The 14,340-nt window shown below is 70.2% G+C and carries 13 protein-coding genes; 4 read left to right on the plus strand and 9 right to left on the minus strand.

Features of this window, described 5'->3' with window-relative positions; all coding sequences use genetic code 11:
* The first annotated feature begins 186 nt into the window (after positions 1–186).
* The 3 genes from ACFVXE_RS01520 to ACFVXE_RS01530 are packed head-to-tail and all read left to right on the plus strand — an operon-like array spanning position 187 to position 4,045.
* Positions 187–1,326: a GNAT family N-acetyltransferase gene (locus ACFVXE_RS01520; protein WP_389668048.1), complete on the plus strand. Its 1,140-nt coding sequence runs from the start codon at positions 187–189 to the stop codon at positions 1,324–1,326.
* On the plus strand, positions 1,323–3,029 hold the full coding sequence (locus ACFVXE_RS01525; RefSeq protein ID WP_389668049.1) for an ABC transporter substrate-binding protein: 1,707 nt from the start codon (positions 1,323–1,325) through the stop codon (positions 3,027–3,029). The genes ACFVXE_RS01520 and ACFVXE_RS01525 overlap by 4 nt, the downstream gene beginning before the upstream one ends.
* Complete coding sequence (locus tag ACFVXE_RS01530) at positions 3,026–4,045, plus strand: GNAT family N-acetyltransferase (RefSeq protein WP_389668050.1); 1,020 nt, start codon at positions 3,026–3,028, stop codon at positions 4,043–4,045. Before ACFVXE_RS01525 ends, ACFVXE_RS01530 begins: the two co-directional genes overlap by 4 nt.
* Here ACFVXE_RS01530 and ACFVXE_RS01535 read toward each other — a convergent pair.
* The 4 genes from ACFVXE_RS01535 to ACFVXE_RS01550 are packed head-to-tail and all read right to left on the minus strand — an operon-like array spanning position 3,988 to position 7,838.
* The gene (locus ACFVXE_RS01535) at positions 3,988–4,989 is read right to left on the minus strand and encodes an EamA family transporter (RefSeq protein WP_389668051.1); all 1,002 of its coding nucleotides are present in this window, start codon (positions 4,987–4,989) and stop codon (positions 3,988–3,990) included. The two genes, ACFVXE_RS01530 and ACFVXE_RS01535, sit on opposite strands and share 58 nt — an antisense overlap.
* Positions 4,986–6,368 carry a serine hydrolase gene (locus ACFVXE_RS01540; protein ID WP_389668053.1) on the minus strand — a complete coding sequence of 461 codons (1,383 nt, stop codon included), beginning with the start codon at positions 6,366–6,368 and terminating at the stop codon, positions 4,986–4,988. Before ACFVXE_RS01540 ends, ACFVXE_RS01535 begins: the two co-directional genes overlap by 4 nt.
* A gap of 28 nt (positions 6,369–6,396) precedes the next feature.
* A complete protein-coding gene (locus tag ACFVXE_RS01545; RefSeq protein WP_389668055.1) occupies positions 6,397–6,612 on the minus strand; it encodes a ferredoxin in 216 nt (71 codons plus the stop codon).
* Positions 6,609–7,838: a cytochrome P450 gene (locus ACFVXE_RS01550; protein ID WP_389668057.1), complete on the minus strand. Its 1,230-nt coding sequence runs from the start codon at positions 7,836–7,838 to the stop codon at positions 6,609–6,611. The genes ACFVXE_RS01545 and ACFVXE_RS01550 overlap by 4 nt, the downstream gene beginning before the upstream one ends.
* A gap of 248 nt (positions 7,839–8,086) precedes the next feature.
* Here ACFVXE_RS01550 and ACFVXE_RS01555 point away from each other — a divergent pair, with 248 nt between their 5' ends.
* Positions 8,087–8,830 carry an SDR family oxidoreductase gene (locus ACFVXE_RS01555; RefSeq protein WP_389668059.1) on the plus strand — a complete coding sequence of 248 codons (744 nt, stop codon included), beginning with the start codon at positions 8,087–8,089 and terminating at the stop codon, positions 8,828–8,830.
* Between the two features lie 84 nt (positions 8,831–8,914).
* On the opposite strand, the gene ACFVXE_RS01560 is transcribed toward ACFVXE_RS01555, so the two are convergent.
* The 5 genes from ACFVXE_RS01560 to ACFVXE_RS01580 all read right to left on the minus strand — a co-directional run.
* Entirely contained in the window at positions 8,915–9,916 is a 1,002-nt protein-coding gene (locus ACFVXE_RS01560) for a TIGR03842 family LLM class F420-dependent oxidoreductase (RefSeq protein WP_389668061.1), read from the minus strand.
* A gap of 11 nt (positions 9,917–9,927) precedes the next feature.
* Positions 9,928–11,328, minus strand: a complete 1,401-nt coding sequence (gene hydA / locus ACFVXE_RS01565; RefSeq protein ID WP_389668063.1) for a dihydropyrimidinase — start codon at positions 11,326–11,328, stop codon at positions 9,928–9,930.
* A gap of 281 nt (positions 11,329–11,609) precedes the next feature.
* Complete coding sequence (locus ACFVXE_RS01570; RefSeq protein WP_389668065.1) at positions 11,610–12,893, minus strand: aspartate aminotransferase family protein; 1,284 nt, start codon at positions 12,891–12,893, stop codon at positions 11,610–11,612.
* Positions 12,890–13,732, minus strand: a complete 843-nt coding sequence (locus ACFVXE_RS01575; RefSeq protein WP_389668067.1) for a nitrilase-related carbon-nitrogen hydrolase — start codon at positions 13,730–13,732, stop codon at positions 12,890–12,892. Before ACFVXE_RS01575 ends, ACFVXE_RS01570 begins: the two co-directional genes overlap by 4 nt.
* 416 nt (positions 13,733–14,148) lie before the next feature.
* The coding region (locus ACFVXE_RS01580) for an ABC transporter permease (RefSeq protein WP_389668069.1) at positions 14,149–14,340 on the minus strand (192 nt) is incomplete at its 5' end.

Below are 14,340 nucleotides of genomic sequence, written 5' to 3' on the forward strand. Positions count from 1 at the left end.
CCGCTCCCACCCCCTGCCCTCCGCCACTCCGGCCCCCCCCCCCCTCATGAGGGTTCTCTCGGAGCCCCCGCGGCGGCCCCGGCCCCCCCCCCCGCCCCCCCGGGCCCCCCCGGCACAGCGGCGAGGCAGACGACGCGGTCCTGTCCGTACCGCGTTGATCACGGACGACGGATCCGAGGAGCAGCTGTGCGGGATGTGCAGAACCAGGCCGATGTACGACAGGTGGCGGACGCCGCCGGGCTCTCCGCCGCGGGATGGAACGACCTGACCGGCGTGGAGGACTTCTTCCAGACACCCCGCTGGCTGGCGGTGCAGGAGCAGAACTCCGGTACCACCATGGACTTTCTCGTCCGGCAGCGGGAGGGCGCCCCGGTCGCCGGACTGGTGACCGCCTGGGCCGACGACTCGGTGCCGTGGCTGCTCGCCCGGCCGGACGCGATGCTCGGCCGGGCCGTGGACGCGGGCGTGCCGGAAGCCGCCGGGTGTCTGACCGAGGTGGCGCAGGGCGACCCGTCGTCCCTGCTGCCGTCCCTGGTGTGCGGCGGCCGCCATCTGGGCCGTACCCGGGCACTCGCCACCCCCGACGCACGGCCCTCGGACGTCGAGGCGCTGGTGGCCCGGGCCGAGGAGCTCGCCTCGGAACGGGGTGCGGCCTCGGTCTGTTTCCCGCACACCGATGTGCGGGACACCGGCCTTGTCGCGCTGCTGGAGAGCCGGGGCTACCGGTCGCACACCTCGGCCCACTACGCCTGGCTGCCCATCCCGCCCGGGGGGTTCGACCAGTTCCTGGAGGAGATGAGCAAACACCGGCGCCGGAGGGTCCGCCTGGAACGCCGGGCGCTGGCCGAGGCCGGGGTCGAGGTCCAGCTGGAACCGCTGACCGGGAAACTGGCGCCGCGGCTCGGCGAGCTCGACTCCAACTTGCTGAAGAAGTACGGCAATCCGGCCAGTCCGGAGCACTCGGCGGGGCTGCTGAGATGGATCTCCGAGGTGATGGGCGACGACGCCATGGTCTCGGTGGCCCGCAAGGACGGCAGCATCATCGGGTTCGGCATGGTGCTGCGCTCGGCGGCCCGCGGCGAGGAGCAATGGTTCGGCCACCGTGCCGGATTCGACTACGACGCCCAGGGCAAGCTCCCGCTCTACTACGACGTCCTGTACTACCGGGTCCTCGAAGCCGCCGCCGAGGCGGGTGTCTCGGTCCTGCACGCCGGGATCGGCAGCGTCGAGGCAAAGCTCGCCCGCGGCTGTCTGGCCAGCGAGGAGCGCTCGTACCTGCTGCGCCTTCCCCGTACCCGTCCCGTACAGGAGACGACGACACGATGAGCACCGGAACCGATTCCGACACCCCGCGCACCGGCGCCGGCTGGGACGCCGGCGTGGGTTCGGTGGTCAACCGATCGGAGCGGCGCGGCGGGACGCTGCGCCTGGCCACGTCGGCCGATGTCGACTCCCTCGATCCGGCGCGCACCTACTACGTATGGGTGTGGCTGCTGCAGCGGATGCTCAACCGTACGCTCATGGCCTATCCCACCGATCCGGGCCCCGCCGGGCTCACCCCGGTCCCGGACCTGGCCGACGGTCCCGCCCTGGTGGCCGACGGCGGGCGGACCTGGACGTACCGGCTGCGGGAGAACCTGCGTTACGACGACGGTTCCCCGATCACCTCGGCCGATGTGCGCCATGCCGTGGAGCGGGTGTTCGCCCAGGACGTGCTGCCCGGCGGGCCGACCTATCTGGTGCCGCTGCTGGACGACCCCGAGCGGCCGTACCCGGGCCCGTACCGGGGCACAGGTCCGCTCCGGTCGGTGCACACCCCGGACGAGCGCACGATCGTCTTCCGTCTGAACCGGCCGTTCTCCGACTTCGACCATCTGATGGCGCAGCCCTGCGTCTCCCCGGTGCCACGGCGGGCGGACACCGGCGCCACGTACGGGAAGGATCCCAGGTGCAGCGGCCCGTACCGGATCGCCGCCCACCGGCCCGGGGAGTTCCTGCACCTGGAGCGCAATCCCTACTGGGACCGTGCCGGCGACCCGGTCAGGCCCGCCCTCCCCGACCGGGTGGAACTGGCCATCGGGATCGATGTCGACGAGCTCGACGACCGGCTGATCGCCGGGGAGTTCGACATCAATCTGGAGGGCCGGGGCCTCCAGCACGCCGCGCAGGACCGGGTCACCGTCGATGACGTGCTGCGCTCGTGCACCGACAATCCGAGGACGAGCTTCCTGCACTTCGTCTCGATCCAGCCGCACGTCCCCCCGTTCGGCGATGTGCATGCCCGGCGGGCGGTGCACCACGCCGCCGACAAGATCCTGCTCCAGCAGGCTCGCGGTGGTCCCGTCACCGGCGGCGACCTCACCACGGCGCTCTTCCCGCCCCGGCTGCCCGCTCATCAGGAGCTCGACCGCTACCCGACCGGGCCCGACCTGCGCGGCGACCTCGACGCCGCACGGGCCGAGCTCCGGGCCGCCGGACTCGCGGACGGTTTCGAAGCGGTGATCGGCACCCAGCGGGGCAAGTTCAGGCTGGTGGCCGACGCCGTCGCCGAATCTGTCGCCAGGGTCGGCATCCGCCTGACGGTCAAGGAGCTGGACGTCGCCAGCTACTTCAGCCTGGGCGCCGGATCGCCCGAGACCGTCCGCAGGCACGGGCTCGGGCTCGTCGTCACCGACTGGGGCGCCGACTTCCCCACCGAGTACGGATTCCTCGCGCCGCTCGTCGACGGCAGCCAGATCAAACCGAACGGCGGCAACTGGAACATCTCCGAACTCGACGATCCGCTGGTCAACGAGCTGATCGACCGCAGTCTGCACACCACCGACCCGGCCGGGCGCGCCCGGCTGTGGCGGGACGTCGAGCGCCGGGTGATGGACCACGCCGTGATCCTCCCCCTGGTGCACGACAAGACCCTGCACTACCGCAACCCCTGGGTCACCAACGTCTATGTCCATCCGGCCTTCGGCCTCTACGACGTACAGGCGATGGGCATCACCACCGAACGCACCGACCGGGAGAACACCGTATGAATCGCACCACCGCTGTACCGCAGTTCGCTCCGCTGACCGCGGACGACGACGAGACGGTCGGTCAGTGGCTCAGGCTGCTGGACGACTCGGTCGGGGACGTCCCCGGCAACGCGCCTGCGTGCCACACCGACATGACCGGCTCGTTGCGTTTCGCACCACCGGCCACCGAACTCGACGACTGGGTGGTGCGCCGTGACGGGCAGGTCGTCGGCGCGCTGCGCCTGGCCTTTCCGGACGGTGCGCCGGTGGCCCGGGTGGACCAGCTCCTCGTCCGTCCTGCGCTGCGCCGCCAGGGCATCGGACGGGAGCTGTTCCGTCATGCGGTCGAGTCGGCCGCCGAGCGCGGGCGTTCCGTACTGACCACGACCCTGGTGGAGGGACTGGCCGCCGGCCCGGCGCGGGACACGGGGCCGGCCGCCTTCGGCGCCGCGATGGGCGCGGTCCGCGCCCCCGTTCCGGCCGGTCTGCACCAGTGGCTCGACCTGGGACGGCACGACCCGCTGGCCGGCGGGGTGCCTGCCGTACCGGAGGGCTACTCGCTCGTCTCCTGGGACACCATCACTCCGGACGAGTTCGCGGTGCGGGTGTCGGTGCTCGAACAGTCCCTCGGCGGCGGTCCCGCCGACGCGGCCGCCCAGGAGGTCGCGACGAGTTATGCCCGGCAGTTCGAGAAGATGCGCGTCGGCCGGGGCCGGCGGGCCTATCACACCGGCGTGATCCATACGGCGAGCGGTGTGCTGGCCGGCTACACCAGTGTTTCGAAGACCACCAGCAACCCGGAATACGCGCTGCAAGGCATGACCGTCGTGCACCACGAGCACCGCGGTCACCGCCTCGGCCTGCTCCTCAAACTCGCCAATCTGGCCCGGGTACGGGTGCACGAGCCCGCGGTTCGGCTGGTGGAGACGGCGAACGCCGAGGACAACCTCCCGATGATCGCCGTCAACGCCACCATGGGTTACGTCCCTCGTGACCGCTGGGTGTCCTGGACCCGCCCGGTCGGCCCGACGGTCTGATCCGGCACCGGTCCGGGGAGGTCCCGCAAGAGGGGCGCGGAGCCTCCCCGGGCCGGTTTCCGTCGTGACCGGCCGGCCGAGGGGGTCCACCCCGTTCCGGCCAGCACACCCACGACGACCGCGGCCCCGCCGGCCAGGGACCAGCCGGTGGGCTGTTCCTTGAGCGCCAGCCAGGCGGCGACGATGCCCACGACCGGCACCAGCATGGAGTACGGCGCGACCGTGCCGGCTTCGTGGCGCCGCAGCAGCGCCGTCCAGATCCCCGAGCCGACCACGGATCCGGCCACCGCGATGTAGACGAGTGCGACCAGGCCGGGCCAGCCGTCGGCGCTGAAGGCGTGCCCGAACGACCGCCATCCGGTACCCGGCCCCTCCATCACGGCGGACAGGGCCAGCAGCGGCAGCGGCGGCACCACGGACATCCACAGGGCGAAGCGGAGCGGCCGGTCCGGCCTGGCCCGGCGACTGGCGAGGTTGCCGAACGCCCAGCCGAGCGCGGCCAGTACGGTCAGCGCGGCCGGCAGCAGCGCGGCGGTCCGTGCCCGGTCCACCACGATCACGGCCATCCCGAGCACCGCCAGGGTGATCCCGCCCAGCTGCCGGCGCGAGACCCGCTCCCCCAGGAGCAGAGCGCCGAGCAGCACCGTGAACGGTGCCGATGCCTGCACGAGCACCGAGGCCTGGCCGGACGGCATGCCCCGGTCGATGGCGAGGAAGAGCAGACCGAACTGCATCACGCCGAAGCCGAGGCCGTAGCCGAGCAGCCAGCGGAACGGCACCTGCGGACGCGGTACGAACAGCACCACGGGTACCGCGAGGACCAGGAAGCGGAGCGCGGCGAGGAAGAAGGGCGGGAAATGGTCGAGCCCGACCCGGACGGCGAGGAAGTTCAGTCCCCACAGCACGGCGACCAGTCCGGCGAGCAGCCGGTCTCCGACGTTCACCCGGCGGTCCGCTTCGCGCCGCCGAGAAGGCCGGAATCGATGACGCGTGCGCCGATTCCACGCAGCAGCAGACCGTCGCCGATCAGCCGCTGCTCGTCGGAGGCCTGCTGCAGGACCAGGACGTGTCGCACGCCCTCGTGGTCCTCCAGCAGCCAGCAGAACATCATGACGCCGGGGCAGGAACCGCCCTTGAAGATCGCTCCGGCCCAGATCTCGCTGTCGATCGCGATGCCGGGGTACTCGGTCAGGATCGATTCGACGGTACCGGTGGCGTCCCGTGCGCTGTCCTGTGCGAGTGCGGTGAGGACCTCACACACGTCGTAGGCGCTCATCCGCCAGTCGAGGCCCAGCTGGTGCACGGTCGGCCCCAGGTCGGAGCTGCGCACGGTCAGCGGCCGGGCCAGCTGTCCCAGCAGTCGCCGGCGGGCGGACTCGTCGCCCTCGGTCCAGATCTTCCGGAGCACCGGGTCGCCCCAGCCGAGCTCGAAGACCTCGCGGCTGGCCAGGAACGGGCTGAGCAGGGACGGGTCGTGGTGCCCGGAGGCCCGCACCGCCCGTTCGACCGCATCGCGGCCCAGCCGGTCGGCGATCAGATCCGCTGCCGTGTTGTCACTCATCGCGATCATCTTGCGTGCCGTCTCGCGCACCGTGACCCTGGTCCCGTCGGCCAGGTCCTGCATGTCACCGGTGGGCAGGCTGCGCAGTTCGGGCCGGATCACGACCTCGTCGTCCCATCCCAGCTCACCGTGGTCGACCGCGTGCACGAGGGCTCTCATCACGTAGAGCTTGTACGCGGAACCGGTCGGCATCGGCCGTTCGGCGGCCAGTTCGTGCAGGACGGTACGCCGCCCCCGCTCGATGCGGGCGGCAAGGAACGAACTGTCGACCCCGGGTATCCGCAGCGCCTCGTCCACGTCCGCCCAGCTGTGCACCTCGGGCACCACGGTCTCGGGCTGCATCTGCAGGATGCGGATCAGTCCGGTCGAGTCGATGATCACGCTCAGCGCGTGGCGCGTCCCGGTCGGGTCCTCCAGGGTCAACCACCCTTTGTGAGCGACGAGTCGGGTCTCGGCCAGCCTGAACGGTCCCTGGTCCCGCCAGGCGTCGAGCACCGCCGGGAAGCCCTGCGGATGCTTGTCGAGGAAGGCGGACACGAAGTGCCCGGCCAATGTCTCCTGCGAGACCGGCCGGACCCCGGTCAACAGGTCCAGCGCCCACCTCGCCTGTACGCCGAGAGGGGTGTCGTCCCGGGCGAGCGCCGACTCGGCCGCTCCCGAAGCTGATTCCACGGAACCAGGTACATCGATCATCATCGCTCCTCGTCGGCCGACCCGGCCGGAGACGGCGGCCGCACTCTGTGCGGGAATGGCGGTGCGCATGGCCGGCGCCCCATCGCGCCCGGCCGGCTCAGCTCTCCACGACCTCGATCGCCCCGCACGGACACAACTCGGCACAGGTGGCGGCCGCTTCGTGCAGTTCAGCCGGCGGGTGGGGGCTGAGCAGGATCACGGTTCCGGTGTCGGGGTCCTGGTCGAAGACGTCCGGTGCGTTCGCCGCGCACCGGCCTGTTCCGCAGCATGCGGCCGGATCGACCGTCACCGTCATGCCGAAGCCGCCGCTCACCAGGACACCGGGAGGGAGCCGAGGCCGTAACTCGACACCTCGTGCCGGAAGTCGAGCTCCTCGAACGGCACGGCCAGCCTGGCGCCGGGCATCCAGCGCATGACGGCCGCGAGCATCTCCTCGATCTCCACCTTGGCGAGCCACTGCCCCAGGCACTGATGGATGCCATGCCCGAAGGCCAGATGGCGGCGGGCGTCACGATGCGGGTCCAGGGTGTCGGGCGACGCGAAGAGCGACTCGTCACGGTTGCCCGCCGAGAGGGAGAGCACCACGCCTTCACCGGCCCTGATCAGTACGTCCCCGAGCTGGACGTCCTCGACGGCGGCGCGTGCCAGACCGTTCTGCACGATGGAATGGAACCGCAGCAACTCCTCGACGGCGTCCGGCAGCAGCCCCTCGTCCGCACGCAGCGCGGCGGCCAGACCCTCGTCGGTGACCAGGCTGAGCATACTGAGGCCGGCCTGGCTGGTCGTCGTTCCGTGACCGGCCACCAGCAGCAGGCGGCACATCGGCACCAGTTCACCGACGGTCAGGTTGCCTGTCCGCACCTGGTCGACCACCAGGCGGCTGACCAGGTCGTCTCCCGGGTCGCCGACGCGTGACTCGACGAGCCGGCGCAGGTGGTCGTCCAGTTCGTCGCGGGCTGCCGCCACCTGGTCGGGGGTGTATCCGCGGTCGATGAGGATCGCGCTACGGCTCTCGATGAGGTCCCGGCTCCCCGCATCCACTCCGAAAAGCAGCGCGATCACGCGCGACGGCACCGGGATCGCCACGTCCGCCACGAGATCCACCGGCCCTCCACCGGCCGTCAGTTCCTTGAGGATCCCGTCGAGCATCTCCCGGAGCACCGGACGCATGGCCTCGGCCCTGCGAGCCAGGAAGTCGCGGGTGAGCATGGACCTCAGCCGTGAGTGGTCGGGGTCGTCCATGCGGATGAACGATGCCGAGTGCGGCTGCGCACGCACCAGTTGGGAGGTACGGGTCATCATCGGGAAGCCGGGGGCGCTGGTGACCGCGGTGAACCTTCGGTCACCGAGGACGGCGCGGACGTGGCCGTGGGCCGTCACGAGCCACACCTGGCTGCCGTCCCACATGGTCACCCGGCTCGCGGCCGGCCCGGCCCGCAACTCGGCGAGCTGCGGCGGCGGATCGATCGGGCAGCCGCGCCGCATCGGGTACGACGGTGCCGCCTCCCCCTCACGGAGCGCTGCATCGTTCTGAGTCATCTTCCACCTATCGCTGCGCACGGGTCGTGCCGACGTGATGTCTCCGTCACAATCTGCCGGGCCCGGAAGGGCGTGTCCGCGCCTGCGGGCCCGGCCTGCATAACCAGCCGGAAACACACATAGCCCGGGGCGCCGGAAAGGATTCACCGGGCCGTGGCCCGGCTGGTAGCTTCCCCGCGTCCACCCGTCCGGCGATTCCGCTTCCGCGGCACCCGCCCGCACCGCGTGCCCGAAACCAGGGGAGAATCATGCCCTCAGCACTGCAGGGAAAAGTCGCTCTCGTCACCGGTGCCAGCTCGGGTATCGGTGAGGCCACCGCGCGTGTGCTGGCCGCCGAGGGCGCCTCGGTCGCCATCGCGGCACGCCGCGCGGACCGGCTCGAAGCACTGCGGGCGGAGCTGGAGGCGCTCGGCGCCGACGTGCACGTCCTGCCTCTGGACGTCAGGGACGAGACGGCGGTCCACGACGCCGTGCGCTCGACCGTCGAGACCCTGGGCGGGCTCGACGTGCTGGTCAACAGCGCCGGAGTCATGCTCCTCGGTCCCGTCGAGGGTGCCGACACGACGGACTGGATCCGCATGATGGACATCAATGTCATGGGGCTGATGTACATGACCCATGCCGCCCTCCCCCACCTCCTGAGGAGCGGCGGGACGGTCGTGCAGATCTCCTCGATCGCGGCTCGTGTGGTGGGCCGGGGCAGCGCGGTCTACAACGCCAGCAAGTTCGCCGTGAACGGGTTCAGCGAGGGCCTGCGCCAGGAGGTCACCGAGCGCGGCATGCGGGTGGTCGTCATCGAGCCGGGGACGGTCGCCACCGAGCTGCGCGAACACATCACCCATGCCCCGTCGAAGGCCGCCATCGAGGAGCGGGTGAGCAAGATCCGCCAGTTGCACAGCACCGATATCGCCGAGGCAGTGCGCTATGCGGTGACCGCCCCCTCCCATGTGACGGTCAACGAGATCTTCATCCGCCCGACCGACCAGGCCTGACGAAGCGTCAATTCGCGCACGTGGAAAGGGAGCGGCCCGCCGGTGCGAGGAAGGGCGGGCGCGCGGCGGGCGCCGGGACGCGGCTCAGGCGGACAGGGCGGGGATGATCCGGGCGCCGTAGGCGTCGATCGTCGCCTCCCGCGCATCGTGCATGTTGTAGACCGCGAACTGGTCGACGCCCAGATCGCGCAGGATCTGGAGCTTCTCGATGTGCGCCTCGGCGGGACCCAGCAGGCAGAACCGGTCGACGATCTCGTCGGGGACGAACGTGGTGTCGGGGTTCCCGGCACGGCCGTGGTGGCTGTAGTCGTATCCAGACCGCCCCGCGATGTACTCGGTCAGGGCCTCGGGGACCAGACCGGAGTGTTCGCCGTACCGGGACACCAGGTCCGCGACGTGGTTGCCGACCATGCCGCCGAACCAGCGGCACTGCTCGCGGGCGTGGCCGAGGTCGTCGCCCACGTAGGCGGGCGCGGCCACACAGATGGTCACGGAGTCCGGGTCGCGGCCCGCCTGTGCCGCCGCGTCCCGTACCGTCTTGATCATCCATTCGGTGAGGAACGGATCGGCGAGCTGCAGGATGAAACCGTCGGCCTTCTGTCCGGCGAGGGCAAGCGCCTTCGGACCGTACGCGGCCATCCAGACGGGCAGTCTGCCGTCCTTCACCCAGGGGATCCGCACCTGCTGCCCGTCGACGGCCGCCTCCCGGCCCTCGGCGAGGTCGCGGATGACGTCGATGGCCTCGCCGAGGCGGGCCAGGGTGTTGGGCTTCCGTCCGGCGACTCGCATCGCCGAGTCCCCGCGGCCGATGCCGCAGACGGTGCGGTTGCCGTACATGTCGTTGAGAGTGGCGAAGGTGGAGGCGGTGACCTCCCAGGTGCGGGTGCCCGGGTTGGTGACCATGGGGCCGACGACCAGGCGTTCGGTGTGTTCGAGGATCCGGCTGTAGATGACGAACGGCTCCTGCCAGAGCACCGCCGAGTCGAAGGTCCAGCCGTAGCGGAAACCGTTGCGTTCGGCGCGGCGCATCAGGCCGACGACGGCCGAGGCGGGCGGATCGGTCTGGAGGACGAGTCCGAAGTCCATGGCGGGTACTCCTAGTCCAGATACTGGCTGGTGGCGCGCGGGGTGTAGCAGCCGTGGCCGGCACGGCCGGTGAACTTCCGCTGGTCGATGACGACTTCGCCGCGCGAGAGGACGGTCTCCACCTGCCCGGTGATCCGCCGCCCCTCGTACGCCGAGTAGTCGACGTTCATGTGATGGGTCGTGGCGGAGAGGGTCTGCTGGGCCTGCGGGTCGTAGATGACGACGTCGGCGTCGGCGCCCGGGGCGATGGTGCCCTTCTTCGGGTAGAGGCCGAACATCCGGGCCGGGGAGGCGCAGGCGATCTCGATCCAGCGGCGGCGGGAGATGTGGCCGTCCACGACCGCCTGATGGAGCAGGTCCATCCGGTTCTCCACGCCCGGCATGCCGTTGGGAATCTTCGAGAAGTCGCCGCGGCCCATCTCCTTCTGGCCGGAGAAGCAGAACGGGCAGTGGTCGGTGGAGACGACCTGGAGTTCGTTGTTCCGCAGCCCCCGCCAGAGCGCCTCCTGGTGCTCCCTGGGCCGCAGCGGGGTGGAACAGACGTACTTCGCGCCTTCGAAGTCCGGCTCGGCGAGGTTGTCGGTGGAGAGGAAGAGGTACTGCGGACAGGTCTCTCCGAAGACCGGAAGACCCTTGTGCCGAGCGGCCGCCAGTTCGGCGACCGCCTCGTCGGCGGAGACGTGCACGACGTACAGCGGGGACCCGGCGACCCGGGCGAGCTGGATGGCACGGTGGGTGGCCTCGGCCTCCAGCGCGACCTTGCGGACATCGCCGTGGTAGCGCGGGTCGGTGCGGCCGGCGGCCAGCGCCTGCTCGACGAGGACGTCGATCGCGATGCCGTTCTCGGCATGCATCATGATCAGCCCACCGTTGCCCGCGGCCTGTTGCATGGCGCGCAGGATCTGGCCGTCGTCGCTGTAGAAGACACCGGGATAGGCCATGAACAGCTTGAAGGAGGTGACGCCCTCCGCGACCAGCAGATCCATCTCCCTGAGCGTGGATTCGTTCACGTCGGAGAGGATCATGTGGAAGCCGTAGTCGATGGCGCAGTTGCCGTCGGCCTTCGCATACCAGGCGTCGAGCCCTTCGCGGACCGCGCGCCCCACACTCTGGATGGCGAAGTCGACGATCGTCGTGGTGCCGCCCCAGGCGGCCGCCCTGGTCCCGGTCTCGAAGGTGTCGGCCGCGCAGGTGCCGCCGAACGGCATCTCCATGTGGGTGTGTGCGTCGACACCGCCTGGAATGACGTACTTGCCGGTGGCGTCGATGGTCCGGTCGGCGGTCCAGCCCGCGGCCGCGTCGGTGCCGTGCGCGGCCAGTGCGGCGATGCGGCCGCCCTCGATGAGTACGTCGGCGTGGAGTTCGTCGGACGCGGTGACGACGAGGCCGCCGTGGATGACGGTGCGACTCATGTACCCCTCCTCGGTGTGCGGAATGGGTCTACGCACGTAGACAAAGTGCGTGTTGAAGAACGTAGAAGTGGGTTACCCACTGTGGCAATACCACTGCGGTCCACCGCTGAAGACGTTTCCGTGTCCGGACATGGCGTACACCGTCGGCCCAAAGCGCACCCCCGTCGCGCGGCCGGGCCGCGTCCGGGGACGGAACCCGGAGGCGGGCGGGACGGGGGCGGGCGGGACGGGGGCGGCCCCCGCGGCCGGGCGGGGCCGGCCTGCGGGCTTCGCCCCGCGCCTCAGTCCACTTCCCGCAGCGCGTCGGCGAGGATCGCCGCACCTTCCTCCGCCTCGGCGATGGACAGCGACATCGGCGGGGCGATCCGCAGCACGCTGGTGTTGTGACCACCGCCCTTGCCGATGAGCAGGCCGCCCTCCCGGGCTGCTTCGAGCACGGCGGCCGCCGCGTCCGGATCGGCCTCGTCGGTGCCCGGCTTCACCAACTCGATGCCGATCATCAGGCCCCGGCCGCGCACCTCCCGTACGCGCTCCGAGCCTGCGCCGACCGCCCGCAGCCGCTCGATGAGCAGCCCACCCACGCGCCGGGCGTTGCCCTGGAGGTCGTGCTCCAGGAGGTACGAGAGGTTGGCGAGGCCCGCCGCCATGGTGACCGGGGAGCCGCCGAAGGTCGAAATGGAGTTCGCGTCCAGGCAGTTCATGACCTCGGCGCGGGCGACCACGCCACCGATCGACATGCCGTTGCCGATGCCCTTGGCGAAGGTGAGGATGTCCGGCGGGCCGCTTCGGCCGTGCGCCTGCCAGCCCCAGAAGTGTTCACCGGTGCGGCCCCAGCCGGTCTGCACCTCGTCGGAGATCCACAGAATGCCGTGCCGGTTCAGCACCTCCCGGAACGCCGCGAACAGACCGTCCGGCGGCGAGGTGAACCCGCCGACGCCCTGAATGGGCTCCGCGATCAGCGCGGCCGCGCCGCGGGTGTGACCGAGCAGATCCTCCAGATCGGCCACGCACGCCTTGATGAACTGTGCGTCGCTGAGCTCCGCGTACGGGCCACGGCCGCGGACCCCGCCGTGGATGTACAGCGTCTGCAGTGGGGACAGACTCGTCGGCGACCAGGAGCGGTTGCCGGTGATGCCGACGGTCGAGAACGACCTGCCGTGGTAGCTGTTGCGCATCGCGAGGATCTGGTTCGACCCGCGGTACGTGGTGGCCAGCAGCAGAGCCGTGTCGTTGGCCTCGGTACCCGAGGTCGTGAAGAACACTCGGGCGTCGGGGATGCCGGAGAGCGTGGCGATGCGCTCGGCCAGGTCGACCATCGGCCGGTTGAGGTAGAGCGTCGACGAATGGATGATCCGGCCGGCCTGCTCGGTGACCGCCTTCGTCACTTCGGGCAGGGCGTGGGCGGTCATCGTGGTGAGGATGCCGCCGAAGAAATCGAGGTAGCGCCTGCCGTCCGAGTCCCAGACGTGACGGCCCTCCCCGTGGGTGATCTCCAGCGGGTGCCGGTAGTAGAGGGCGAGCCAGTCGGGGCTGACGGCGAGGTGACGCTGGTGGAGACTGCTCACGGCTCCACCAGTCCTTCGTACGCGTCCGGGCGGCGGTCCCGGTAGAACGCCCACTGCTGACGCACCTCTTCGATGAGCCCGAAGTCGAGGTCCCGGACGAGGAGTTCCTCTTCCTTGTCGCTCGCCACATCCCCGACGAACTGGCCGCGCGGATCGACGAAGTAGCTGGTGCCGTAGAAGTCGTTGTCGCCGTACTCCTCCTGGCCGACACGGTTGATCGCGGCGACGAAGTACTCGTTGGCGACGGCGGATGCGGGCTGTTCCAGCTGCCAGAGATAGCTGGAGAGGCCGCGCGAGGTCGCGGACGGGTTGTACACCAACTGGGCGCCGTTGAGTCCGAGTTGTCGCCAGCCCTCCGGGAAGTGCCGGTCGTAGCAGATGTAGACGCCGACCTTGCCGACGGCGGTGTCGAAGACCGGCCAGCCGGCGTTGCCGGGCTTGAAGTAGTACTTCTCCCAGAACCCCTTGACCTGGGGGATGTGGTGCTTGCGGTACTTGCCGAGGTACGAGCCGTCGGCGTCGATCACGGCGGCGGTGTTGAAATAGAAGCCGGACTGCTCGATCTCGAAGACCGGGACGACGATCACCATGCCCGTCTCACGGGCGAGCTCCTGCATGCGCCGGACGGTCGGCCCGTCCGGGACGGCCTCGGCCCAGCGGTAGTGCTCGGGCTCCTGCACCTGGCAGAAGTAGGGGGCGTTGAACACCTCCTGGAAGCCGATGATCTTCGCCCCCTGGCGGGCGGCCTCGCGAGCATGTTCCTCATGCTTGGCGATCATGGATTCGGTGTCGCCGGTCCAGGTCGCCTGGACGAGTGCGGCGCGTACGACGTGGGACATGAGCTGCTCCTTCGACGCGGCGTCAGAGAGCCTCTACGTGTTTTCTACGCACGTAGATTCGGTGCACAGGAGGAGAACGTAAGCCCCGCCACACGGTGGGGCAAGACCATCGCCGTGAACCGGCTGAGTCGATCACGTTTCGCACCCGTGCGGTCCACACACGCACTCCCACTTCTCAAAATGGAAAATGCTTTTCATCCTGAGACCATATGGTCGACATGGGGACACGCATGAGGCCGTCGGCCCGGCGTCCGGGTTCCTGCCCCTGGAGTTCCGGCGGACATGTCCTTGGGTGGGTGTGGGGGTTGTGGGTGGGGTGTGGTGGTGGGGCGGCGTGTGCCGACGTGGTGTCGGGGTCGCCGCCCCTGGGGGTGGGTGGTGGGGTTGTGGGGGGGTGGTCCGCGTGGTCATGGGGGTTACTTGGGGTCGCTGTTGAATTTCGAGGTTGCCCAGAGGTAGCCGAGGACGGCGAGGCCCAGGCACCAGGCGATCGCGAGCCAGGCGTTGTTGCCGATCTCGGTGCCGAGGAGCAGGCCGCGCAGGGTTTCGATGGCGGGGGTGAAGGGCTGGTATTCGGCGATCGGCTGGAACCAGCCGGGCATCGCGTC

Origin of the sequence: Streptomyces sp. NPDC058231 (genome assembly GCF_042882275.1) — a bacterium.
Taxonomy (GTDB): Bacteria; Actinomycetota; Actinomycetes; order Streptomycetales; family Streptomycetaceae; genus Streptomyces.

What these genes read in the sequence shown, in the direction of transcription:
- ACFVXE_RS01530 (WP_389668050.1), top strand. Translation starts at nt 3,026, where the DNA reads ATGAATCGCACCACCGCTGTACCGCAGTTCGCTCCGCTGACCGCGGAC.
- ACFVXE_RS01555 (WP_389668059.1), top strand. Translation starts at nt 8,087, where the DNA reads ATGCCCTCAGCACTGCAGGGAAAAGTCGCTCTCGTCACCGGTGCCAGC.
- hydA (WP_389668063.1), bottom strand. Translation starts at nt 11,328, where the DNA reads ATGAGTCGCACCGTCATCCACGGCGGCCTCGTCGTCACCGCGTCCGAC.
- ACFVXE_RS01560 (WP_389668061.1), bottom strand. Translation starts at nt 9,916, where the DNA reads ATGGACTTCGGACTCGTCCTCCAGACCGATCCGCCCGCCTCGGCCGTC.
- ACFVXE_RS01525 (WP_389668049.1), top strand. Translation starts at nt 1,323, where the DNA reads ATGAGCACCGGAACCGATTCCGACACCCCGCGCACCGGCGCCGGCTGG.
- ACFVXE_RS01550 (WP_389668057.1), bottom strand. Translation starts at nt 7,838, where the DNA reads ATGACTCAGAACGATGCAGCGCTCCGTGAGGGGGAGGCGGCACCGTCG.
- ACFVXE_RS01575 (WP_389668067.1), bottom strand. Translation starts at nt 13,732, where the DNA reads ATGTCCCACGTCGTACGCGCCGCACTCGTCCAGGCGACCTGGACCGGC.
- ACFVXE_RS01540 (WP_389668053.1), bottom strand. Translation starts at nt 6,368, where the DNA reads ATGCGCACCGCCATTCCCGCACAGAGTGCGGCCGCCGTCTCCGGCCGG.